The organism is Clostridium sp. AM34-11AC, assembly GCF_003435375.1.
Classification (GTDB): Bacteria; Bacillota; Clostridia; order Lachnospirales; family Lachnospiraceae; genus Pilosibacter; species Pilosibacter fragilis.
The window spans coordinates 1-23,129 of sequence record NZ_QWGL01000026.1 but is presented as its reverse complement, the minus strand read 5'-3'; the positions used below and the strand labels follow the sequence as shown (position 1 = coordinate 23,129).

25 protein-coding genes and 5 tRNA genes are annotated in these 23,129 nt (G+C 49.8%); 5 read left to right on the top strand and 25 right to left on the bottom strand.

The genetic code is table 11. The annotated features are described in order from the left end of the window. Positions 1 to 159: 159 nt before the first annotated feature. From DW826_RS13600 to DW826_RS13550, 11 genes are all read right to left on the bottom strand, one after another. Positions 160 to 960: a hypothetical protein gene (locus DW826_RS13600; protein ID WP_117553013.1), complete on the bottom strand. Its 801-nt coding sequence runs from the start codon at positions 958 to 960 to the stop codon at positions 160 to 162. A 130-nt stretch (positions 961 to 1,090) separates the two neighbouring features. Further along, the gene (locus DW826_RS13595) at positions 1,091 to 2,122 is read right to left on the bottom strand and encodes an alpha/beta hydrolase (RefSeq protein WP_117553012.1); all 1,032 of its coding nucleotides are present in this window, start codon (positions 2,120 to 2,122) and stop codon (positions 1,091 to 1,093) included. Between the two features lie 61 nt (positions 2,123 to 2,183). Next, a complete protein-coding gene (locus DW826_RS13590; protein WP_117553011.1) occupies positions 2,184 to 4,061 on the bottom strand; it encodes a DUF6320 domain-containing protein in 1,878 nt (625 codons plus the stop codon). A 67-nt stretch (positions 4,062 to 4,128) separates the two neighbouring features. Further along, positions 4,129 to 4,199 (bottom strand) — tRNA-Trp (locus tag DW826_RS13585). A 160-nt stretch (positions 4,200 to 4,359) separates the two neighbouring features. Continuing rightward, complete coding sequence (gene radA / locus DW826_RS13580) at positions 4,360 to 5,733, bottom strand: DNA repair protein RadA (protein ID WP_117503954.1); 1,374 nt, start codon at positions 5,731 to 5,733, stop codon at positions 4,360 to 4,362. 226 nt (positions 5,734 to 5,959) lie between these two features. Next, complete coding sequence (locus DW826_RS13575) at positions 5,960 to 6,373, bottom strand: hypothetical protein (protein ID WP_015554690.1); 414 nt, start codon at positions 6,371 to 6,373, stop codon at positions 5,960 to 5,962. Between the two features lie 114 nt (positions 6,374 to 6,487). Beyond that, positions 6,488 to 8,977, bottom strand: a complete 2,490-nt coding sequence (locus DW826_RS13570; protein WP_117553010.1) for an ATP-dependent Clp protease ATP-binding subunit — start codon at positions 8,975 to 8,977, stop codon at positions 6,488 to 6,490. A gap of 170 nt (positions 8,978 to 9,147) precedes the next feature. Further along, positions 9,148 to 10,194 (bottom strand): ATP--guanido phosphotransferase, encoded by a 1,047-nt coding sequence (locus tag DW826_RS13565; RefSeq protein WP_117553009.1) that lies wholly within the window; start codon positions 10,192 to 10,194, stop codon positions 9,148 to 9,150. Continuing rightward, positions 10,187 to 10,762, bottom strand: a complete 576-nt coding sequence (locus DW826_RS13560) for a UvrB/UvrC motif-containing protein (protein WP_117553008.1) — start codon at positions 10,760 to 10,762, stop codon at positions 10,187 to 10,189. The genes DW826_RS13565 and DW826_RS13560 overlap by 8 nt, the downstream gene beginning before the upstream one ends. A 12-nt stretch (positions 10,763 to 10,774) precedes the next feature. Beyond that, positions 10,775 to 11,152: a GntR family transcriptional regulator gene (locus DW826_RS13555; protein ID WP_015554694.1), complete on the bottom strand. Its 378-nt coding sequence runs from the start codon at positions 11,150 to 11,152 to the stop codon at positions 10,775 to 10,777. A 198-nt stretch (positions 11,153 to 11,350) separates the two neighbouring features. Then, positions 11,351 to 12,409, bottom strand: coding sequence for a hypothetical protein (locus DW826_RS13550; protein ID WP_117503950.1), 1,059 nt, complete (start codon positions 12,407 to 12,409; stop codon positions 11,351 to 11,353). A 301-nt stretch (positions 12,410 to 12,710) separates the two neighbouring features. Here DW826_RS13550 and DW826_RS13545 point away from each other — a divergent pair, with 301 nt between their 5' ends. Beyond that, positions 12,711 to 12,908, top strand: coding sequence for a hypothetical protein (locus tag DW826_RS13545; protein WP_015554695.1), 198 nt, complete (start codon positions 12,711 to 12,713; stop codon positions 12,906 to 12,908). Here DW826_RS13545 and DW826_RS13540 read toward each other — a convergent pair. From DW826_RS13540 to DW826_RS13525, 5 genes are all read right to left on the bottom strand, one after another. Beyond that, positions 12,905 to 14,092 carry a pyridoxal phosphate-dependent aminotransferase gene (locus DW826_RS13540; RefSeq protein WP_117553007.1) on the bottom strand — a complete coding sequence of 396 codons (1,188 nt, stop codon included), beginning with the start codon at positions 14,090 to 14,092 and terminating at the stop codon, positions 12,905 to 12,907. The two genes, DW826_RS13545 and DW826_RS13540, sit on opposite strands and share 4 nt — an antisense overlap. Before the next feature lie 336 nt (positions 14,093 to 14,428). Then, the gene (locus DW826_RS18320) at positions 14,429 to 14,599 is read right to left on the bottom strand and encodes a hypothetical protein (protein ID WP_181968075.1); all 171 of its coding nucleotides are present in this window, start codon (positions 14,597 to 14,599) and stop codon (positions 14,429 to 14,431) included. Between the two features lie 109 nt (positions 14,600 to 14,708). Beyond that, positions 14,709 to 14,792 (bottom strand) — tRNA-Leu (locus DW826_RS13535). A gap of 525 nt (positions 14,793 to 15,317) precedes the next feature. Next, positions 15,318 to 15,401, bottom strand: a tRNA-Leu gene (locus DW826_RS13530). A 525-nt stretch (positions 15,402 to 15,926) separates the two neighbouring features. Beyond that, positions 15,927 to 16,010, bottom strand: a tRNA-Leu gene (locus DW826_RS13525). Positions 16,011 to 16,202: 192 nt separating this feature from the next. Between DW826_RS13525 and DW826_RS13520 the strand changes: the two genes are divergently transcribed. Further along, a tRNA-Leu gene (locus tag DW826_RS13520) sits at positions 16,203 to 16,286 on the top strand. Positions 16,287 to 16,758: 472 nt separating this feature from the next. Here the strand turns inward: DW826_RS13520 and rplT are convergent. From rplT to DW826_RS13480, 8 genes are all read right to left on the bottom strand, one after another. Beyond that, positions 16,759 to 17,115, bottom strand: a complete 357-nt coding sequence (gene rplT, locus DW826_RS13515; protein ID WP_015554698.1) for a 50S ribosomal protein L20 — start codon at positions 17,113 to 17,115, stop codon at positions 16,759 to 16,761. A 37-nt stretch (positions 17,116 to 17,152) separates the two neighbouring features. Continuing rightward, positions 17,153 to 17,350 carry a 50S ribosomal protein L35 gene (gene rpmI / locus DW826_RS13510; RefSeq protein WP_021906099.1) on the bottom strand — a complete coding sequence of 66 codons (198 nt, stop codon included), beginning with the start codon at positions 17,348 to 17,350 and terminating at the stop codon, positions 17,153 to 17,155. A gap of 27 nt (positions 17,351 to 17,377) precedes the next feature. Next, on the bottom strand, positions 17,378 to 17,872 hold the full coding sequence (gene infC / locus DW826_RS13505; RefSeq protein WP_015554700.1) for a translation initiation factor IF-3: 495 nt from the start codon (positions 17,870 to 17,872) through the stop codon (positions 17,378 to 17,380). A gap of 483 nt (positions 17,873 to 18,355) precedes the next feature. Beyond that, complete coding sequence (locus DW826_RS13500) at positions 18,356 to 18,670, bottom strand: DUF1540 domain-containing protein (protein ID WP_015554701.1); 315 nt, start codon at positions 18,668 to 18,670, stop codon at positions 18,356 to 18,358. A 166-nt stretch (positions 18,671 to 18,836) separates the two neighbouring features. After that, the gene (locus DW826_RS13495; RefSeq protein ID WP_021906097.1) at positions 18,837 to 19,295 is read right to left on the bottom strand and encodes a DUF6560 family protein; all 459 of its coding nucleotides are present in this window, start codon (positions 19,293 to 19,295) and stop codon (positions 18,837 to 18,839) included. Between the two features lie 85 nt (positions 19,296 to 19,380). Beyond that, complete coding sequence (locus DW826_RS13490; RefSeq protein ID WP_117553006.1) at positions 19,381 to 19,995, bottom strand: YcxB family protein; 615 nt, start codon at positions 19,993 to 19,995, stop codon at positions 19,381 to 19,383. Between the two features lie 10 nt (positions 19,996 to 20,005). After that, positions 20,006 to 20,575: a hypothetical protein gene (locus DW826_RS13485; protein WP_015554704.1), complete on the bottom strand. Its 570-nt coding sequence runs from the start codon at positions 20,573 to 20,575 to the stop codon at positions 20,006 to 20,008. An 85-nt stretch (positions 20,576 to 20,660) separates the two neighbouring features. After that, positions 20,661 to 21,578, bottom strand: a complete 918-nt coding sequence (locus DW826_RS13480) for an AEC family transporter (RefSeq protein WP_117553005.1) — start codon at positions 21,576 to 21,578, stop codon at positions 20,661 to 20,663. Positions 21,579 to 21,762: 184 nt separating this feature from the next. Between DW826_RS13480 and DW826_RS13475 the strand changes: the two genes are divergently transcribed. The 3 genes from DW826_RS13475 to DW826_RS13465 all read left to right on the top strand — a co-directional run bounded on the left by DW826_RS13475 (position 21,763) and on the right by DW826_RS13465 (position 22,551). After that, complete coding sequence (locus DW826_RS13475) at positions 21,763 to 21,957, top strand: hypothetical protein (protein ID WP_015554706.1); 195 nt, start codon at positions 21,763 to 21,765, stop codon at positions 21,955 to 21,957. Next, positions 21,920 to 22,234 carry a DUF3837 domain-containing protein gene (locus DW826_RS13470; protein ID WP_117469803.1) on the top strand — a complete coding sequence of 105 codons (315 nt, stop codon included), beginning with the start codon at positions 21,920 to 21,922 and terminating at the stop codon, positions 22,232 to 22,234. Before DW826_RS13475 ends, DW826_RS13470 begins: the two co-directional genes overlap by 38 nt. Positions 22,235 to 22,305: 71 nt before the next feature. Beyond that, complete coding sequence (locus tag DW826_RS13465; protein WP_015554708.1) at positions 22,306 to 22,551, top strand: hypothetical protein; 246 nt, start codon at positions 22,306 to 22,308, stop codon at positions 22,549 to 22,551. A gap of 146 nt (positions 22,552 to 22,697) precedes the next feature. Here DW826_RS13465 and DW826_RS13460 read toward each other — a convergent pair whose 3' ends face one another. Then, positions 22,698 to 22,970, bottom strand: a complete 273-nt coding sequence (locus DW826_RS13460; RefSeq protein ID WP_015554709.1) for a hypothetical protein — start codon at positions 22,968 to 22,970, stop codon at positions 22,698 to 22,700. Between the last annotated feature and the right edge of the window lie 159 nt (positions 22,971 to 23,129).

Genomic DNA, 23,129 nt, shown 5'->3' with positions numbered 1-23,129 from the left:
CTGTCTGTCCCGCATTTTTCCATGCCGTTTCTGAAAGACAGATCCCATTCTGAATATTTTATGCGGCATGCTTTATTTAAGACTTTCGTTTTCTCAAAAACAATATTAAAAAGCCCCCAGAGCCATCGGGGCCGGGGGCAAATGTCACGTCTTATTTAATTACTGTGCTGTTGTCATACTCATAACGATGCTGTTGAGAGAAGCTACATCTTTGGTTCTTCCAGTTGTCTGGACAACTACCATATAGCCGTCCTGCTTGCGGCAGTAGTACGTTCTTGATGTCTTCTTTCCGCTTACTGTTACCTTGGAGTACTGCTGGTTTGCGATCGTCACAGTCTCAGCTGTTGTAGCCTGACCTTTCTGACCTTTCTCGATTCCTGCAAGAGTATTTGCGAATGTCTGGGCATCCATATCCTGCTTGTCCTTCATATTAAGATAGTAGACTTCCACATCACCGAAGTCTGTACTCATATAGAGATCATGTGTCAGGGACGGTCTTCCGATTGCCGCATACTCGCCGCCTGTGTACTGGTCAGCTGCCTCGAAATCAGACTCTGTTGTTCCAATGATCTGCGGGATGCAGAGGTTAGACCATGTGTTGTAGTATCTTCCGCCTGTAACGTGTCCCTTCGGTGCTGTCTGAACCGGAGCAACCCAGCTTCCGTCATCGCTGAATGTGTAGGATACGCCGTCGATGGTTCTTGTTGTATTATAGATCATAAGGTTTGTGGACGGATCGATATAATACCACACATCATTTCCGCGTCCATCACCATCTTCAGCCTTGATCCAGCCGCTCTTTAAGTTTCCGTTGGAATCATAGTAGCGCCAGGTATTTCCGCTGCCTTCCCAACCGTACTTTGTCTCTGTCTCGTTCTCATCCGCAAGAGCAGTCACCATATTTACACTGCCAATTGCTGCAGCGAGAGCTGCCATGAGCATAACTTTCTTTAATTTCATTTGAAATCCACTCCTTTATGGGTTTTTATCAGCTAAAGTCATTATACAGGGGTTTTCAGGATAACGCAAGCGCTAAGGGCTGGAAAAAGCACGGCTTCATGAAAACTTAAGAAAGAAGGCTTTTTAATAATCATTTGCTTTTCAGCTCCCGTTTTAAAAATGCCAGAAGATTCAGTTTCGCCCGCTCTTCGGTGTCTCTTCGCCTCGTCTTCACCTTTTTTACGACCTTTCCCTCCTGGTCGCGGCGGATGTGGTAGACGATGCGCAGGTATTCTCCGACTTCTTCCCAGGCTTCGCGGCTCTCCGGGATCAGGTCGAGGCCCATCTGGAAGACGTGGAACATTCCGTCATAGACGGAGCAGCGGACCTTTACGCCCTCTTCCCTCGCCTTCTTTGCGGCGGCCCTCGTGTCATCTAAGAGGACCTCGTAGGCGCCGACCTGCATCAGCATCGGCGGGAATCCCTCGAAGTTTCCGAAAAGTGGGGAAAGATAAGGGTCTTTCTTGTCCGCGTTCCCGATATAGCTGCACTGGTAGAGCATGTTTTCCTTCGAATTTCCGAACAGGGGATCGATCGTGTAATTCTCCTCATAGGACGCTCCGCTGAGGGTCACATCCGTCCACGGGGACATGGTGATGATGCCCGCAGGGAGCGGCAGGGCGTGGTCCTTCGCGTAGAGGCAGAGCGCCAGGGCAAGTCCGCCGCCCGCGGAGTCTCCCGCGATGACGATCTGTTCCGGGGCGTATTTCTTCTCGTTTAAAAGCCATTTGTAGGCGCAAACAGTGTCCTCAAGCGCCGCAGGGAACGGATGTTCCGGCGCGACGCGGTAGTCCGGTGTCAGGACATCCGCACCGAGACCCAGTTCCGAGTATTTTACCGCAAACCGGCGATAAATGTTTTTCATCGGACCAATATAGCCGCCGCCGTGGAGCTGTAAGACCACACGGCCTGTGACCGCCTGCTTCGGCTTTAAATATTCCATCACAAATTTCCCTGTGGGAACCAGTTCATAAATATAGTCACCCGGACATCTCCAGGCCGGTTCCACCGGATTTTTCCGGAACTCTCCCGTCTGGATCGGCTTCTTTAAGGATGTCTCCATCACATCCCTCATCATGTCCCGGGTCAGATTCCCGATCATGCTGACTTCTTTCCGGCTCATAGTTCATCTCCTTCTTTATTCTGCGTGTTTCTGGAACTGTTCTTTTTCGCTCTGTTCTTTCTCAAACATGAAACCGCCGGCGCAGTTCTCTCTTCACACTTCTATCTCCCAATAGAATCGTAAGCACCAGCGCGCTCACCGAGATTACCACCGATATCACCGTGAGCAGCGGATGCTTCGTCCATCCGATCCTTAAGAACACGAGCGGTACAAGACTCAAAAACGTGACCGCGATCTGGTACATGAAATAGCATTGCCAGTTCATGCGGTTTACAAGCAGCATGAGCAGGATCGCCGCCACCTCAAACAGCACCACACAAGGGATCGCGTAGTCCACGGACCAGCCGTGCAGCCCCGTCATCGTGTCGACCAGCAGCAGGATCGCCTGGATTCCCAGGCATTGCCGCACCAGGATCCCGGACATACTGGCGCGACGCATGACGGAAAACCGCAGCGTCATCGCCACATAGGCCGCCGCTCCCCAGGTGAGAAATGCCCATTTGAACGGGATCTGCCGGTAAGTGGCGAGATTTACGACCCCCGCAAGGACCGAGACGACAGCCAGGGAAATATAGAAGAACCTGACAGCCCTCTTTATCTTATTCTTATCGCCGCCGACCACCGGATACCGCCCTTTGTCATGTTCCCGGTCGTAAATCCCGTTGCTCTCGAGTTCCACAGGGATCCCCTGCTTTTCCAGAAACCGGAAGAAATACTCCGGCAGCCGGTTCTCCGCCATAGCGCTGGCAAAGGAGAGGCAGAGTTTTCCATCATAGGCAACCGCCCCGCACTTCATCCTCTGCTTCGGGGACGCGCCCACGAGGAGCTGGAAAGATTCCACTTGATCCCGCAGCTCCTCCCGGACATCCATCCGCCCGATATTTGAAAATGTCATTGTATGGGCGCGGGTGCTATGCAGAAAGATCATCTGCATCGCCAGGTGTTTCACAAACAGTGGGATCGCCCGCACATACCATTTTTTCTCGTTCCCCACATTGTAGGAGATCGTCTTCTCCAGGCGCTCCTTCACGATCTGTTCGTCCATCTGGCGGCTCACCGCCTCCAGGACCTCCGAAAAGCTTTCCGGTGCCCGCCGCTCCGACCAGGAGATATTGATGACCGCAAAGAAATTTGCTAACGTCTCCGACTCGAAAAAACTTCTCAGATTCACCGGAAGATTTAACGCTGCCGGATGCTTCATCTCTTTTCCGTCTGTCTCGGTCTGGATGATGGACCACAAAAGGGCTGCCGCCAGGTATTTCGTGATACTGACTCCCACCTCTTTGCTGCGTTTCTTAAGGTCATCCACATGGAACGTCCCATGGAGCACCGCCATCTGGTCAAAGGGAAGAAACTCCCCGCTCACCTGGATCGCAGGCCGGCTCTCGTAGCGCTTGTGGGGCAGTTTTTTATAATAACGGAGATAATCATCCGCCCTCATCGGAGAAAACTCACGTTTCCTTATCTCCGTTGGAAGACCATTCTTTAATTCCAGATAATGTTCCGTGAGCCGCGAGACAAACCCCACCGCCCCAAGACCGTCTGTAAGGCCATGGAACACCTCAAAGTTGATCCGGCAGCCATAGTAACTCACGCGGAATAGAAACCTCCCGCCCCGGTGGGGATCGATAAAGCGGCAGGGCGCACTCTGCTCCTCCTCCACCACCGGATCCCGGTTATTTGTCTCAAAATAGTACCAGAAAAAGCCCTTTCGAAGCTTTACTCGAAAGTTTTCAAATTCCGGAAGCGTCAGAAGAAGCGCCTTATGCAGAAGCTCCGGCTCCACCGGCTCCTTTAAGACCGCCGCGATCCGGAACACACTGCTCAAGTCCTCCCCGGACACCGCCGCGAAGAGCTTCGCCGTGTTGTCCAGCCGCCGCCATGCGGCACCCTGGATCCGCGGACGCTTTTTTATCAATCCATTAGATAATTTCTCCAAACTGATCTGCCTCTTTTCCGGTATAAAAAAATAACCGGAAAATCGAAATTTTCCGGTACATCAGAAGCAGGGGAAGAGGGGCTCGAACCCCCATCTACGGTTTTGGAGACCGCTGCTCTACCATTGAACTATTCCCCTATATTTTGTTGCTCATCACTTAATGCTCCATTATAATAGCATGAAATGTTTTAATTGTCAACACTAATTTGAAAATTTATTTTGCCAGTTTGAACAGGCGGCATATGCTTCTTGTTTTCATTGCAAATGAAAACAAGAAGATCGCACCACCCAGCCAACATCAGATCAACTGTATCGCCTCTCTCACATTCTCCACCCCGATCAGCCTGATCCGTTTCTCATCCTTCAGCTTCTCCAGATTCGATTTCGGCAGCAGGCAGCTCGTAAAGCCCATCTTGATAGCCTCGGACACTCTCTGGGCAGCCTGGGAGACGCCTCTTACTTCGCCGGAGAGACCTACCTCTCCGAAGATCAGCATTCCAGGATCCACTTCCCGGTTTTTGAAGCTCGACACGAGTGCCATCACCACCGCCAGATCCAGGGCCGGTTCATTCATCTTCATTCCACCTGCGATATTCACGTAAGCATCATACCGGCTCATGGCGAAGCCGCAGCGTTTCTCCAGGATCGCAAGCAGAATATTGATCCGGTTGTAATCCACTCCGTTCGCTGTCCGTCTCGCCATACCAAAATTTGTTGCGGTCACGAGCGCCTGGACCTCCAGAAGGATCGGCCTCGTTCCCTCTAAGGAGCAGGCAACAACCGCCCCCGACGCCTCCTTCGGCCGCCCGGAGATCAGCATCTCCGACGGATTCAGCACCTCCGAAAGCCCCTTCTCCTCCATCTCAAACACGCCGATCTCGTTCGTGGAACCAAAACGGTTCTTCACCGCCCGGAGGACCCGGTAGGCGTCGTTTCTGTCCCCCTCAAAGTAGAGCACCGTGTCCACCATATGTTCCAGCACCCGGGGACCTGCCACCACGCCCTCTTTCGTCACATGTCCGACAATAAAGATCGTCACCCCGTATCCCTTCGCGATCTGCATCAGAAGGTTCGTGGACTCCCGGACCTGGCTCACGCTGCCCGGTGCAGAAGAAATATCTTCCCGGAACATGGTCTGGATCGAGTCGATGATCACAATGTCCGGCTTCGACCTCTCGATGGCGCCATGGATCGTATCGAGGTTCGTCTCGCAGAGGAATAAAAGGTCTCCTGTGATCATCCCGATGCGGTTTGCGCGCATCTTGATCTGCTTTAAGGATTCCTCACCGGAGATATAGAGGACACGTTTTCCCGCCCCGGCGAGGTTTCTGCAGACCTGTAAAAGCAGCGTCGACTTCCCGATTCCCGGATCACCGCCGACAAGCACGAGACTTCCCTTCACGATCCCGCTTCCGAGGACCCTGTCAAGCTCCCCGAAGCCTGTGGGCGTCCTGTCCTGCTCATCGAGAGAAATCTCCGAGATATGGACCGGGACCGCCGTCTTTCCGGCTCCCACCGCGGCGATCTGCCCCGACGGTGCCTTTTTCGCCTGGGCCACCGGCTCCTCAACAAATGTATTCCATTCCTTGCACACCGGACACTGTCCGAGCCACTTTGCGGACTCATAGCCGCACTCTTTACAGAAAAAAGCTGTGTTTCTTGCTTTTGCCACAATATTCTCCCTTTTTATAGTCAAAATGCCATGATACGTTTAGCTGCCTTACCTGACTGCCTGCGCCAATCGATATTCCTGCGTGAATTCGCACGACCTTTGTGCAATGCTTTCTTGGTGAACAGAAATATTTCATAAAACAGGAAACGCTCCGAAGTTCATCCCTCGGAGCGCCATAAAATACTACCGTCCATACCCCGGCCAGCAGCAATCTTCAATTTCCTGATCACTTGCGAACAATCTTAACTTCTACTTCCTTGCCCTCATTGAGCTCAACAGAAAGACTCAGCTTGCCGCTCATATTTGTCTTCATTCCGCCGACGCCAACGCCGTCCTCGTAAATCTCGTACTCGCAGTCGTCCTCTAACTGTACGGTGATCTGGGCATCCTCAAAGCCCTCAACCTTGAAGGTAACGGTTGTATCGGTCACTGCAAATTCTGTTACTGCAGTTCCTGGAACGGACTCGTAAACGAACATTCCGTTTCTTTCTAACTTTGTGATTTCCTTAAATGTCTTAACTTTATAAAGATCACCTTCGTGCTCGAAGTCTTCTACCTTGGATTTTGCCGCGAGGCTGTAGTTTCCGAAGCTTAAGGTTCCATTTGCCTCTGTGCGGATCAGTTCGTTGATTACTGACATAATGCTTACTCTCCTTTTGTGTGTTTCAACAAGGACTAAATTTTCCCTATTGCTATTGCTATTGTAATAGGTAACGGTCACAGGCAGCCGTCCCTTCTAACCGTTACGTCGTGCCTATGATTTTACCACACTGGCGGAAGTTTTTCCAGCAGTTTGTGGATGTCTTGCTGAAAATTTCAGTTCTCCGTCCTTGCAGGTGATCTTCACGGAATCGCCTTCCCGCACTTTTCCTTCCAGGACCAGCTCCGCGAGCTTATCCTCGATGAGGTTCTGGATCGTGCGCTTAAGCGGTCGCGCGCCGTATTTCTCGTCGTATCCCTTTTCCACAAGGTATTCCTTCACGTCATCCCCGGCATTTAAGCGGATGGACATCTGATTCTTTGTCCGCTTTGCGAGGACATTCAAGAGGATCGTCACGATTTCCTTCATGTGATCCTTCGTCAGCGGATGGAACACGATGGTGTCATCAATACGGTTTAAGAACTCTGGCTTGAACATCCGTTTCACTTCGTCCATGACGCCGGTCTTCATTCTCTGGTAGCGGACCTTCTCATCGTCCTGGGACATGAATCCAAGCTGCTTCGGCGCGATGATGTTCTCGGCGCCCGCATTGGAGGTCATGATGATAACGGTATTCTTAAAGTCGATCTTATGGCCCTGGGAGTCCGTGATGTGACCGTCGTCCAGCACCTGTAAAAGAATATTGAAAACATCCGGATGGGCTTTCTCCACCTCATCAAAGAGGATCACAGAATACGGGTTTCTGCGGACTTTTTCACTCAGCTGCCCGCCGCCCTCGTATCCCACATATCCTGGCGGGGATCCGATCATCTTGGAGACGCTGTGCTTCTCCATGTACTCTGACATATCAACGCGGATCAGGGCGTTTTCCGTTCCGAACATGGCCTCCGCAAGGGCTTTGCAGAGCTCCGTCTTTCCGACACCTGTGGGTCCTAAGAATAAGAAGGAACCGATCGGGCGCTTCGGGTCTTTTAAGCCGACTCTTCCGCGGCGGATCGCCTTCGCGACGGCAACCACCGCCTCGTCCTGCCCGACCACGCGCTCATGGAGAATGGATTCCAGCTTTAAGAGACGCTCCGTCTCGCCTTCCGCCAGCTTGCTCACCGGGATCTTTGTCCAGCCGGAGATCACGTCTGCAATGTCATTCTCGTCGACGGTCAGCTCCCGGCTCTCCTTCTCACTCTCCCATTTCTCCTTCAGCTTGCGGATCTTCTCCCGCTTTGAGGCCTGTTTCTTCTTGATCTCACCGGCGAGCTCATATGCCTCGTCACGGATCGCGTCCTCTTTCTCTTTCTCGAGCTTCTTGATCTCCTCCTCGAGAGTCTTGATTCCCTTCGGCTCCACATAGACGGTCAGTCTCGTCTTGGAGGCCGCCTCGTCCACCACATCGATGGCCTTGTCCGGCAGGAACCGGTCGTTGATATAGCGGGCGGAGAGGCGCACTGCCGCCTTTAAGGCCGCGTCGGTGATCGTCACATGGTGATGTTCCTCATATTTCGGGCGGAGTCCCTTTAAGATCTGGAACGCCTCATCCTCCGTCGGCTCCTCCACGGTCACCGGCTGGAACCGGCGCTCTAATGCCGCGTCCTTTTCAATATATTTCCGGTACTCTTCAAGCGTCGTAGCACCGATGAGCTGGATCTCACCGCGGGCCAGGGATGGTTTCAAGATGTTAGACGCGTCTAACGCACCCTCCGCTCCGCCTGCGCCAATGATCGTGTGGATCTCGTCGATAAATAAGAGGACATTCTCCGCCTCTGTCACCTCGTTGATCACATTTTTAATGCGCTCCTCGAACTCACCGCGGTACTTGGATCCCGCTACCATGCCGGAGAGGTCAAGGATCACCACGCGTTTTCCGCGGATCGTATCCGGGACGTCGCCGGAAGCGATGAGCTGCGCGAGACCTTCGATCACAGCCGTCTTTCCGACACCTGGTTCTCCGATAAGGCACGGGTTGTTTTTTGTTCTTCTGCTTAAGATCTGGATCACGCGGCGGATCTCCTTCTCCCTGCCGATGACCGGATCCAATTTTCCTTCTTTTGCGAGGACTGTAAGGTCGCGGCTGTAGGCATCAAGTGTCGGTGTGGCGCTCTGTCCGCCCCGCTGCTGGCGTCCCTGGGCCAGGTCCTCTTTTCCTGCATTTCCGTCCTCACCCATAGCGGATAAAAGGTCGATGTAGACCTTCTGAATGTTGATATTTAAGGTGTTTAACAGGCGGACTGCCACACAGTCCGATTCCTTTAATAATGCCATCAGAATATGCTCTGTACCGATCAGCGGCGCATGAAACCGGACAGCCTCTTTATAGCTGTTTTCCAGCACATGTCTCGCGCTTGGAGTGTAGCCGTCCCGCTCTTTGGTGGCTGTATTCTGATAGGAAGAGACAAGCTGCTCCACAAGAGCCAGCAGTCTGTCGAGCTTCACCTCGTTGGCCTCGAGGACCATGGCAGCGGTACCGCTCCCCTCCTCGATCAGCCCGACCAGGATGTGCTCCGTTCCGATCACAGGGGAACCCATGTCCTCCGCCGCTTCACCGGCGAGGACGAGAGCTTCCTGGGCTTTTTCTGTATATTGTGCCATCTGTTCTAATTTCCTCCTGAACTTTTCCGTCAACTGCGCAACCATTCAATCCATTCATAGTTACGAACATAACTCCATTCCAAATCAACTGCGCCGATTAAAATTATGCCTTCCTGCCTATGTTTTCTTTCGGTCGGTGCAGCAAAAGCGCAGATCTGCCGAACAGTCAACTAATTTTCTATCTCTATGATCTCCGGCAGCCGCCTTCTCAGGAACTCTGCCCGGGCGGCATCCAGCTCATCCTTGTCAAGCGGGCGGTCCGCCAGACTCAAAAGGTTCGCAGGCTGGATCCCCAGCATCAGACCGTATACAGAGTACGGTTCCTTCACTTTTAAGATCCCATCCGTGATTCCTGTCATGATCTGGGACAGGAATTCCATTCCGTCTTTTCTCGTCAGCCGTCTCGCGTACTTTAAGACGCCGTAGGATTTATAGCATTCATCGGCCGCCTGCACCGGCTTTCTCTGACGGTATTCCCGGCGTACCCGCCGTTCCTGGACATCCAGCTCCAGGGCTGCCTTCCTGACGATATCGATGATCTCCCGCTCCGTCTGTCCTAAGGTTTTCTGGTTTGAGATCTGGTACAGGGAGCCGAAGTTCTCCGCGCCCTCACCGTACACGCCCCGGACCTGGGTCCCGAACCGGCCCATATCCGCAACGAGACTGTTGAAATTTTTATTCTTGGACAGCATCGGCAGGTGCAGGACCACCGCTGCCCGAAGTCCTGTGCCCACGTTTGTGGGGAACGAGGTCAGGTAGCCGTATTTTTCATCGAAGGCGTAATCAAAACGCTCGCTGATATAGTCATCGATCTTATCTGCTCTCTCGTAAAGCTGCTCCAGGGTCAGCCCCGTCTGCAGCGTCTGGATTCGCACATGATCATCCCCATTTAGGAGGATCGCCGTTGATTCGTCCTCCGACAGGATCATTCCCGTCGGGTCTTTCTTCTTTATTACACTGCGGTTGATCGCCCGGCGCTCTAAAAGCGCTGTTTTTTCCAGGTCGCCCATCCGCTCTAAGTGTGTAAACCGATACTGCATCCGGTCCATGGACGCGATGCCGGTGAGTCCGCCGAGAAGCTTCTCCGAAAGCTCCGCGCTCTGCTCCTTGGTGAGGCGGCCAGGAAACGGATACTCTTTCAGATTTCGAACCAGACGGACACGGCTGTAGATCACATTTGTACCTGCTTTTCCCGGTACTTCATACCATTTATCCATTCTGTCTCTCCTCTTTCAACACCCGGATCTCATCCCGGAGCTTCGCGGCCTCCTCGTACTCTTCCCGGCGCACCGCGTCTTTTAATCTCGTCTCCATCAGGCGGATCTTCTCTTCCTTTGAGAGTTCCGGAATATTCACCGGATCCTCTCCAGTAGTTCCCGTCCCGTTCATTTCTTCCATCTCGGACCAGTATCCCGCCGGACGCTTTCCGACGTGCTTTTCGCTGCCCTGAAGATGACGGATATTGTCGCTGATCAGAGGATCAAACACGCTGTAGCAGTCCGGGCATCCGAACCGGCTGTCCTTTACAAATTCCTCATAAGTCGTTCCGCAGGTCGGGCACACGACGCCGGAGTACTTTTCATCTTCTTCCTCCGTCTCCTGGGTTCCAAGAAGTCCGGAGAGAAGTTTTCCTAACGGGAATTCTCCCTCAAAGAGAGCTGAGAACTGTCCAAGGTCCGCATGGGCGGCACACTGGGTACAGAGGTTGTGCTCTGTCTTCACGCCGTTGATCACTTCCACATATTTTACGGTTGCTTCCCGCTTTTTGCAATGTTCACAAAGCATACTGCCCCTCCTTTACGCCTGTCCGCCAAACTCATCATAGATCTGGTCTACAAGGCTGTGGATCTCATCTCTGCCGACATTTTTACAGATTCCCCGGGCAACGATCAGCGCGAGGTCGTTCTTCATCTCTTCCATCGTCCGCAGTTTATCCATATCCAGGGCGATCACGGCCCCGCGTCTGCGGTCCAGGCGCAGAAATCCTTCCTGTTTCAATACAGCATATGCCTTGTTGACTGTATGCATGTTAATTCCGATCTCATCTGCAAGCTGTCTCACCGACGGGAGACTATCCCCATCGTGAAGCACATCCATTGCGATGCCGCAGATGATCTGGTTGCAGAGCTGGGTATAGAGTGCTTCTTCACTGTCAAAATCGATCTTCAGTACCATTTGATCACCATCTTTTTTCTTAATATTTTTGATGCCGGGACCGTTTATGCGTTTCCGGTATCATAGTATTCCATTTGTTATATGTGTATAGTAACAGATTGTGTGGTGTTCGTCAAGTGAAACCAAAGTTTATTCGTACGTATGTTCTACTTTCATTTTTGCCTGCTTTGCAGTTTCGCCTCAAAGTATTATATTTTCCTACTCTAAGTCCAGACGTCCATCCGCCGACCGGTTATCCGCGATCCGCTCGATAGTCCAAGTAATATCTGAAGCTTTTGCTTTCAGCGCGTTCCAGACATCCGGGTCCTGATATATATGAAACAGCGCTCCAAAGATCACGTCATACTCTCTCTTCGCGCCTTCCGGCAGGCCCGTCGCCTGGGCGATCTCCGCAAACCGGTACCTCGCCGCCTTTGGGAACTGGTCTTTCTTCATCTCATCCCCGGAATTTTCATAGACATACGCCCCGAATCCGCCCTTCACGGCATCCGTTTTCGAAAACCGGAGTTCTTTCTTCTCCTCATCCAGAGAATAATTGCAGGAATAGAGTACGTTTCCCCTCTTATCTTTGAAGGTTCTATATGCCCCGCCCGACGGACAGTACACAAACCTCCATCCGTCATCCCGGAACTTCTTTCTCCAACCATCCGGGAAGGCGTTGATATACACGGCGATCTCATTTTTCTCGGCCTCGCTCACCGTCTTCGCCGTTCCATCCGCGTTGACCGCCAGAATATCCCCCGCCGGATCCGGCTGTCCGTCGTAGTCGGTGTAGGAAAAGCCCGCGTACTCATTTACCCGCATGCTTCCATCCGGGCGGAACGCGTATGTCTTTCCTTTTATTGTGCGGACAGCTTCCTTGTTCATCTTTCCGTCCGAGTCAAACCAGTACCAGTTTCCCTTATCCTGAAACCACTGGATCTTCGCGTTCCCCGCGGAATCATAGTAGTACCAGTTTCCGCCGCCCGGACCGTCGTACTGCCAGCCCTCCGAGAGGGAACCGTCCTGGTTGAAATGGTAACGGATGTTTCCCACCGTCTTCCATCCGGTCTCCATGATCCCGTTTCTGTCAAAATGGTACCACTCGCCGTCGATATCCTCCCAGGTACCCCGGGCTTTGCGCCCATCCGAGTATGTGAAGGTGTAACCGGCATCCGTGAGCGTCCATTTTCCATCCGCAGCGAAAGATGTTATAGTCTGCACAGCAAGCAGGATGCCGACAGCGCCGATCAGGATAAGTGTTCGTTTTTTCTTCATGGTCACTCCTCCTTTCCGTTTTTATCAAATGCTGGTAACTATTCAGTACCTTCATAGTTACGCGCAAAAATCCATTCCAGATCAGCTTTGCTGATGGGATTTTTGTCTTCCGGCCTATGTTTTCTTACGATCAGCGCAGCAAGTGCGCAGACCTGCTGAATGGTTACAATATATTCTGTTCAAAAATCTTCCTTCCGGAACCGGAATTACATTCTTTATGCCTCATTATCTTGAATCCCGCTTTAAAATACCTTATACTAAACAGGAACTCAAAGTATGTACATGAAAGGAACCTAAATATATGAAACGATTTTTCGCCTGGGCCGGGATCCTCATCATCGCCGCGGTCTTCCTCGCCCTCATCGTCCTGACCTTCACCGGTGGCCCGGAGAATGTCATCCTGGCGCTCCTGTTCTGCGTCATCGTCATCCCGGTGATGCTCTACGGCTACGCGCTGATCTTAAAGTACGTCCGAAACAGAAACAAAAGGGATAACTAACAAAATCCGTAATCTTTTGCCATCTTTTCCAGACGGTCAGCAGCCGCCTCAAGCGTCTCTTTCCCTCTGGAAAAATGCAGACGGATGTAATTGTTTACCGGCTCCTTAAAGAAGCTGGAACCCGGCACAGCTGCCACACCGTAATTCTTTATCATCCATTCACAGAATTCCAAATCTGTCCAGCCGGTAAACTCCGGCTTCTCAAGAAATCCCGAGATATCAACGAGAACAAAATAGCTGCCCTGAGGTGTCGTGTGGGAAAGTCCCATCTGCTCCAACCTTCCACAGAGATAATCTCTCTTTTCTGTGTAGAGATCCTTTAACCATTGATAGTACGCTGGTCCAAATTTCAGACCAGTGACTGCCGCTTCCTGAAGCGGTGCCGCAGCGCCTACGGTCAGGAAATCATGGACCTTCTTCGCCGCCTCGATCACATGTTCCGGTCCGATCAGATAGCCGAGTCTCCATCCGGTCATGGAGTATGTCTTTGAGAGGGAGCTGCAGGTGATCGTCCGCTCATACATTCCGGGCAAAGCAGCCATGGAGATATGGCGGTTCTCACCGTAGATAATGTACTCGTACACCTCGTCCGTGATCACAAAGGCGTCATACCGCTTTGCGAGCTCCGCGATCTCCTCCATCTCTTCCATCGTAAATACTTTTCCACAGGGATTCGACGGATTACAGAGGATCAGTGCCTTCGCACCGGCCTGAAACGCCCGTTCCAGAGCTTCGCTGTCATAATGGAAATCCGGCGGCACAAGCGGCACATAGACCGGATCTGCCCCGGAGAGGATCGCGTCCGCCCCATAGTTCTCATAGAACGGGCTGAACACCGCGACCTTATCTCCCGGATTGCACACGGTCATCATCGCCGCCATCATCGCTTCCGTTCCCCCGCAGGTCACAACGATCTCCTTTTCCGGATCGATCTCACGGGCAAATTTCTTTGTATACATTTCTGCCAGCGCGTCCCGGAAATTCTTCGCCCCAAAGGTGATGGAATACTGGTGTGGACCATGCTCCGCCGCTTCCTTTAACGCGTCCAGGATCTCCTGCGGCGGATCAAAATCCGGGAATCCCTGACTTAAGTTAATGCTTCCCGGTGTCATATTGTTGATCCTTGTCATCCTGCGGATGACGGAGTCTGTAAATGTCTGTACTCTTCTGCTTAATTCCGGCATATGTAAAACCTCTCTTCTATTGTCATGTATGATGTCTTTCCGGTATTCCGATCCTTCCGCGCGCACATCTCAGTATTACGTTCCGAATCGTCCCTCTGTTCTAATATCTTATCATAACTTTCATGACAGACCTATTGATTTTTCTTTACATTTCTATAAAACTTCCCCCGGATCATTTGTATTGTCAAAACAAAAAGCGACAAGCCTGATTCATAAGCTCATCGCCCTTAATGATCACAGTCGGACCTGTTTACAGAGTTTTTCTCCCTCTTCCTCTCGGACTCTCCGCAACTCACTGCCGGGGCTTTGATGAAGAGGTATTCTTCTCCCTGATCCTCATACCAGCCTCTCTCCTTCCCTCTCGGCTGATATTTTTCCATCATCGGTCCATTCGCAGCCTACCGATTTCATGGTCTCCCCCGGCTGTATCAGCTCGATCCATGTCTCCAGTGCACTCTTCCGCTCTCTGTCTGACAGCGGCGTGTTGAAATTTTCTGTGCAAAACATATTCACACACCTATTTAACGATTGGTCCCTTACTCTTTTGTCATAACCCCTGAAAAAAAGTAGCTTTTATAACGCAAAAAGACTCAAGTCTCTCGACTTGAGTCTTTCGTGCGGAAGATGGGACTTGAACCCACACGATGTAACCACCACAAGATCCTTAGTCTTGCTCGTCTGCCAGTTCCGACACTTCCGCGTATCGGGTGTTTCAAGATTTTGTATCTCTCACCGACGCATATTAATATATCATAGTTCTTTCTGTTTGGCAAGTACTTTTTTAAACTTTTTTTATTTTTTTAATAACATATTTTTTTTACTCAATTTGTACTATATTCTATCCCATGGCATAACCGAAATCCGCTAAAGAGATCATCTCCACAGTAAGACCCATCCCAAAGATATCATGCAATGATCTCTACGGCTATATCTCACAAAACATCTTCTGCAGTCATCCTTCAGAAATATCATCTATCTTAAATTTCCATCGCCTTTTCTCCTGCTCTTCCCACAAATGCCGGATATAGCGCTTCCCTCTGGTGCTCATCGCAACCGCGCTTCCTTCTCTCCATGTTACACTTTGCGTGGCATTTTCCTCAAAATACGCATTCATACATTAATTTGACAATTCCAGTACCATCACCTCAATCACCAGGCTCTCCACATCTATCGCTATTTTCTCTATAACGCAAAAAGACTCAAGTCTTTCGACTTGAGTCTTTCGTGCGGAAGATGGGACTTGAACCCACACGATGTAACCACCACAAGATCCTTAGTCTTGCTCGTCTGCCAGTTCCGACACTTCCGCGTATCGGGTGTTTCAAGATTTTGTATCTCTCACCGACGCATATTAATATATCATAGTTCTTTCTGTTTGGCAAGTACTTTTTTAAACTTTTTTTATTTTTTTAATAACATATTTTTTTTACTCAATTTGTACTATATTCTATCCCATGGCATAACCGAAATCCGCTAAAGAGATCATCTCCACAGTAAGACCCATCCCAAAGATATCATGCAATGATCTCTACGGCTATATCTCACAAAACATCTTCTGCAGTCATCCTTCAGAAATATCATCTATCTTAAATTTCCATCGCCTTTTCTCCTGCTCTTCCCACAAATGCCGGATATAGCGCTTCCCTCTGGTGCTCATCGCAACCGCGCTTCCTTCTCTCCATGTTACACTTTGCGTGGCATTTTCCTCAAAATACGCATTCATACATTAATTTGACAATTCCAGTACCATCACCTCAATCACCAGGCTCTCCACATCTATCGCTATTTTCTCTATAACGCAAAAAGACTCAAGTCTTTCGACTTGAGTCTTTCGTGCGGAAGATGGGACTTGAACCCACACGATGTAACCACCACAAGATCCTTAGTCTTGCTCGTCTGCCAGTTCCGACACTTCCGCGTATCGGGTGTTTCAAGATTTTGTATCTCTCACCGACGCATATTAATATACCATAGTTCTTTCTGTTTGACAAGTACTTTTTTGAATTTTTTAAAAAAAATGTTTTTTTAGCAATATTTAAAAAACTCTTGACAAATCCCACGCCTTATACTATAATATGTTTTGTCAATGAGATACGTCATCTGACGAGATGCAGAAGTGGCGGAATTGGCAGACGCGCACGGTTCAGGTCCGTGTGATAGCAATATCATGAGGGTTCAAGTCCCTTCTTCTGCACGAAGGCTTAAGTCGAAAGACTTAAGCCTTTTTTAGTTTCACATCAACAATCTCGCGATGCCGCGGCGCCCAAAGGGCCCCGCGTATCGTCTGGCTTCCGCCAATCCCATCTCTCCCTCCACACCCTTCCTTTTCCTTCCCTCATCCCGCCAATACACAGCGCCGACGGGCATCCGGGCACGGACGAGCCTGGGTGGAGGGAGCTGGTTTCCTCTTGGCTCGCAGGAAAATGCGTTGGAGGTCCGAGGACACTTGTTTGAGCAACGAAAGTTGCGAGTTGTGTCCTCGGACCTCCGCCCTTAGCATTTTTCCGGGAGCTTAGAGGAACCCTCCCGGAATCCCGTGAAGCGTCCGCGCCCGGAGGCCCGTCGGCGCGTAACTCCCACCACTATGAGCCTCTCCCAAAAAACGCAAAAAAACCTCCCCGGCAGATCACTCCACCGGAAAGGTTTTTTCTATTCTCATCGACTAATTAAGCCAGTTTTGTTTTTGCTAACTCAGCAAGCTTTGCAAAGCCCTCTGCGTCATTGATAGCCATATCGGATAATACCTTACGGTTCATAACAACACCAGCCTGCTTTAAGCCGTACATGAACTTGCTGTAGGAAAGGCCGTTGATTCTTGCTGCAGCGTTGATACGAGCGATCCAGAGCTGTCTGAACTGTCTCTTTCTCTCTTTTCTGCCAGCGTAGGAGCTTGTTAATGCTCTCATAACGGACTGTTTTGCTACTCTATACTGTTTGGAACGAGCTCCTCTGTAACCTTTGGCTAACTTGAGCACTCTGTTATGTCTCTTCTTGGCGTTTAAGCCACCTTTAATTCTTGCCATTGCTTAATTTCCTCCTTAATCTTACTTCCGAAACAAATTATAAATACGGTAAAATCTTCTTCATTACCTTGCTGTTTGTGATATCGGTAACGATGTCTTTTCTAAGATTTCTCTTACGCTTTGTGGATTTCTTAGTTAAGATATGGGACTTATAAGCTTTATTTCTCACTAACTGACCAGTTCCGGTCTTTTTGAAACGTTTTGCAGCTGCTCTGCTTGTTTTCATTTTAGGCATTGTTGTTTCCTCCTTAAAATTGTTCCCTTATCGTTTTGCAGTTAAAAACATTACCAGGCTTCTTCCCTCTACCTTGGAAGGCTTATCGACAACAGCGATATCGGAAAGTTTCTCAGCGAAATCATCCAGAATATACTTTGTCTGGTTCATATGAGCCATCTCACGACCGCGGAAACGAAGCGTAACTTTTACCTTGTTGCCTTTTTCGATGAACTTTCTCGCAGATCCGATCTTTGTATTAAGATCGTTTGTATCGATGTTCGGGGAAAGACGTACTTCCTTCACCTCGATCGTCTTCTGCTTCTTTTTCGCTTCCTTCTCCTTACGGATCATCTCATACTTGTACTTACCGTAATCAATGATCTTACATACCGGCGGCTTCGCTGCCGGAGCAATCTTTACAAGATCCAGTTCTGCGTCTCTCGCCATTTTATAAGCGTCTTTTGCAGACATGATTCCAAGCTGCTCACCATTTTCTCCAATTAAACGAACTTCCTTATCACGGATCTGCTCGTTAATCATTAACTCGCTAATAGCCGTACACCTCCAACTCTCATACTCTACATATGTCGATAGAAAAGAAAAAGCAGATAGGTAACTATCCGCTCGTAACTGCATTGGTTTGGCATGCTGCTGCATGATAAAAACCGATGTCTATGAACCCGGGTCACTTACTCGTGCCAGGGTGAGGCGGATACCTGCTTTCCTGTCAGTTGTTCTCACAACTTTTGTTATTTTACTATACCGCTATCGTTTTGTCAATCACTTTTCCCAGAATTTCCAATACTTTTTTCGGTTCAAGTGCACCTTCCATGATTCTGCCCGGTATTCTCCACAGACCTTTCATACTGCTCCCATGGATCTATCTTTGCAAAGACCCATATCGCAAATCCATAGTGCCTTTCTTTCAGGCAAAACAGCGGCTTTCCTGCTAAGTAAAAAAGGAACCGGCAACGGTCAGTCTGCTGTCATCAGCTTTCTCCGCAGCCAGTTCCTTCATTATTCCTACTTCTCCCTAAAGCTTGCACATTCCGTCTGCCCGACAGCCATGGCGCCGTCCCCGGCGATCGTGATCCGCTCTGCCCTGCACTGATGGTCATCATTGTAGAGACAGTTCGCTACATCACATTCCACCTCAAGCTTTGATTCCGGCGTCTTAAAAAGATTCTTAAAAAGACCGCCCCTGTTCTCCTCAAAGCTTCCGCAGCAGGTATCACAGCAGTTCTTCGCCTGCGCTCCCTCCACGAGGATTCCGCTCTTGCAGCAGCACTTCTCCGCATTATGGACACATGTCGTCACGGTACAATCCAGTTTTGTCATAAAATGGCCTCCTTTTTCCTGTTTCATCAGAGGTCATTATGCGCAGAAAGATCCCGAAGTATTCACTCTCCCGGGATTTTTCCTAAAACCAGCATAATTATTCAGTACCTTCATAGTTACGCGCAAAAATCCATTCCAGTTCAGCTTCCCTGATGGGATTTCTGCCTTACGCTTCCTCCACCGGATATTTCAGGCGTTTCAATCTCTCCATCAATGTACTGCTGTCCTTCATAAGCGGATAGATCGTAACGATGGACTGGTTATTCTTATCGATCAGCTCATAACTCACGATAGATCCCGTCTTTTTCTTCTTATAAACAACCGCTTTTTTCAAATCTGAAAACGGGACCACCTTTTTCTTTCCTATTACCGGGTTTACCTTGATCGTCTTGCCGTCAATCGTAGTCTTCCACAAAAGTCCCCACAGTGCAAATAAAATCCCCGCAATTCCGCAGATCACATAGAACGCCTTGATGAGCAGTTTTCCATCTGCCGCCGGATTCATAAAGAAGCTTCCCATAGTCAGCGCATCCACGATTCCCATGAACGGCACGACCAGTGTATACTTCAACTTCAGTGTCGGCAGCTTTTCGATCTGCATTTTCTCTTCTTTTTTAATTTTCATCCCCAAAAGATCCTCTCCATTTTATTTTACACAGCTCCGCCGTCCGGAGCTATGGACTTCCATATAGAAATGGTCCTTCGTCCCTCTATACGTTTCTTACCTTCTCGATCACCTTATTGCACCGTTTTTCAAGGAAAGATCCGAATGTCTCCTTCTTTCCGCGGTAGAATCCCGCCTTCTCCACAGGGATCGCAAGGGATCTGTTCCAAAAGACCATGTAATACTTGCTGGTCTCCTTGATCCATGCGATTCCCTCGTACTGGTACTCCGTAATGATGCCCGGCCGCTCCACCGTAAAGGTGTCCTCGTAGAAATTCATAGTGCAGCGGTCACCCTTTAATCCGGAACTCTCCAGAAGCTGCAGGGCCTGATTTTTATCAGCCGATACGGAATTCGCCTTCTTCCCGGAAGTCTCCCCGTTTTGTCTCTCATTCATTCGCCGCAGCACCACAGCCGCCACAAGTCCGCAGAGCACCGCCTGCAGGATCCTCGTGGACTGCTCAAGCTGTCCGAATGCCATGTAAACAGCTGCGCCCACAAGAAGCGCCATCAATGTATCTTTCAGCCCGAAATCAGGAAGCTGGAACTTGATCTTCTTCCCATCCCCCTCCTTCGGCATCATCCGCGGCTTGGAAGCCACGACCTGGTGATAAAACATATCTTCGTCATATGTAGATTTTACTGCGTATATTGGTTCCATTCCGCACCTCCTATCGTACTGTGATCCGTTCCATCGGAAGATGACATTTCTCTGTCAGAAATCCCGCAAGCTCCGCGGAATTTCCCTGAACCGCGTCATCTTTCATGAAGTAACGCACCACATTTCCGCGCTCCACCAGCACATACATACCAGACATATCAATAAGGCGTCCCACGTTTTTATACTGCACACGGGATTTCTCATTCTTTCCGATAACCTCATATCCGTCCTCGTAGAAGCGGTATTCCCATTGATAGTTATCTTCCATCCTCCCCGCCTCGAACTGGAGATGGATCTGCTTTTTCGCGTCCAGCCAGCCTTTCAAAAGGGCATAGGTTCCAAACACGAATCCCATGGCACAGAGAATGCCGATCATCATGAGTGCGTCCCCGATCGTTCCTCCGATTACGACTTTTGCTGCCATGCAGAGCAGGAAAAGCCCAAGAAAGATCGACATGATCCTCTTTCCGCCGGACTGGAAACCGAGTTTCCGGACTCCCTTTTCCAGATGAAGCAGCTTTTCTTCCGTCACATGATGCCGGATGATAAACCGCGCGTCCTTTTCGTTCCGTAATTCCATTGTGTTCCTCCTTATTTTGTGTGATACAGCTATGCAGAGCCTCCGCGGTATATCTGATACCGCCCTATGCACGACTATAAATTTCTTAGAAGATGATGATCGCCGCTGTCAGGCTCACGATTCCGAGAATGATTGATGCCGAGTTCACCGCGCTGGCAAGGTTCACATCTCCCTCAAGCATGGAGGTGTACGGAACGCCAAGGGCCGATACCGGGCCGAACATCAGGATCGCCAGGGTTCTGCGGATCTCCAGGGAGAACGGCAAAAACCGGTAAAACAGAACTGCCAGGACTGCGGAAACCGCAAATCTTGTTCCCAGGATTTTTGCGACACTGCCCGTCTGCTCTCTTGTCATATGTAACTCCAGTCCGAGGCCGATCATAGTCATGGAGAGGAAGGTGTTGGCGTTCCCCACAGTCTCAGCTACCTGGTCCATGAAGACCGGAATACGGAGTCCCGCCATCGTCAGTGCTGTCATAATTACATAGCAGTCAAACGGGATGGATTTTAAGAGCTGGATCACGATCCTGCGGATCTGATGCTTATCTCCGGCACCGCCTTTTCCTGCCACTGACACAGCCACCGCGTAGGAACCACCAGTACAGACCACCGCGTTTCCCGTATCAAAAAGGCTGGTACAGGCCACGCCCGGCGCTCCTAAGAATCCCTGGACGAAAGGCATCGTAAAGCAGCCGATATTGTATCCCGACGCATTTACGAGGCCAAACGCCTTCTGATCCCTCGTCCCTTTCGCAAAAAGTCCGTATCCGATCACCGCATACGCACCGCTGCACAGGAAACCGATCAGCACGATCACCAGCATGGAGACATCCATGGTCGCCTGGCTGAAGTTATGGATGATCGCTGCCGGGAGTGTGATCTTCGTGACGAGCTTCGAGAAGACCGGAAGATCCGACTGGCTTAAAAGACCAATTTTTTTCAGACCATATCCCATCAGGATGATCAGGAAAAAGCAGCCCGCTTTTAGTAAAACTGAACTCATATTTCATGTTCCTCTTTTTATGTATTTTCTCGCAGAAATAGAAACAAAGTTTATTATATCTCAAAGTCACACTTGAATCAATCATTCTTTTTCCGCCTGTTTTGCCCGCTCCTCCACTGGACATGTTTCCATTCTGATGTTATACTTGTTCTGTTCTCATACAGTTTTCAGGGAGGTTTTTACCATGTCCGAAGAAAAAGATGCAAAAATCCAGGAACTGGAAGCCGAAATTGCCCGTTTAAAGGACGAAAATTCAAAGCTTCAGGAGACCGTCCAGTGGATGCACGACCTGATCTGGAAGATGGTCCGTGAACGCGAGGGACAGAAAGGAGATCCGTCCGATGGTACATACGCTTGTCCCGATGTCCGTGAAAATTAAGATCAAAAATTTTGAGACACCGGCGAGACTGATCAACCATATGGAATTATCCTGCGCAGTCGGCATGGCGTGCCGTCAGGCTTCGCTTCCGTGTCCGGAGGGAACTGCCGGAACAGATCTCAAGGAATTCGTAAAGTCGGTTCCGGACACGATCTATTCGAGTTCTGCCGTTGACGAAAAGCTGAAAGTGCTGATCCGCGATTATATCTACAAAAAGGGCGAGGTTCTGGATGATGATTCTCTGGTCACCCTGAAGCTCGGATATGAAAACACTTAAGTGATCGTGAGGATCCCGAATCATCACGCACTACGATCCAAGTCCGGATCACAGGAAAGGAGTTTGCAGCTATGGATTTTACACCAGCAGAATTTCCAACCACTGGAGTTTCTGAAAAAGAATTCATTGATAAGATGATCGCTCTGGCAAAGGCCGGCGAAGACGAGATGGAGCATTTAAAATGCGTATTCTACACATGGGCTGTTTTTTATGAGGCTGACGAGGAGACCACCAGCGGTATCGCTGAGTTCCTCGCAAATGCGGCTGAGATTGCAGAGAAAGACGCATTTATCAAAAGTCTGACTTGCATTTTATAAGAATTCGCACGTCCACGCAGTGCAGAGGCTGACTATTTTTTCTATGCCGTGCTCATATAAAAAGATACCGGTATGACCGCGAAACGCACAGCTCATACCGGTATCTTTTTTGTTTAACAGGAAGACACATTCTTTTTTATCTTCATTTATTCTTCAGTGCTGTCCTCTTCCGGGCAGAGATACTCAATCAGAGCGTCCTGCTCTTTTCCGGAAAGGCGGAAGAAACCTTCGCCCACGCAGAGGTAACCGTCCTCAACATAAACTTCGCTGGAATCGAAATACTCGCCCTTCGCGAACTTGCGGTTTAACTCCGCGTTGATCTCGCCATAGTTCTCCACCTGAAGGATCTTGTTTTTCTTCTGCTCGATCTTCATTAAGTGATAATATGCTTTCTTTAAATAGTCGCCCCGTTTTTTCATTAGAGTTCTCCTTTACTTTCGTTTCATATTTCTCCCGGCAGTTCTTGGTTCCGGGAAGTGTTCTGTAATTTAAAGTGTAAAGCATGAAAATAATTTTGTCAATCTGTGCTGTTCTCTTTCCCACGACAAACGCATGAATGATTGTCTACCACCAATTCT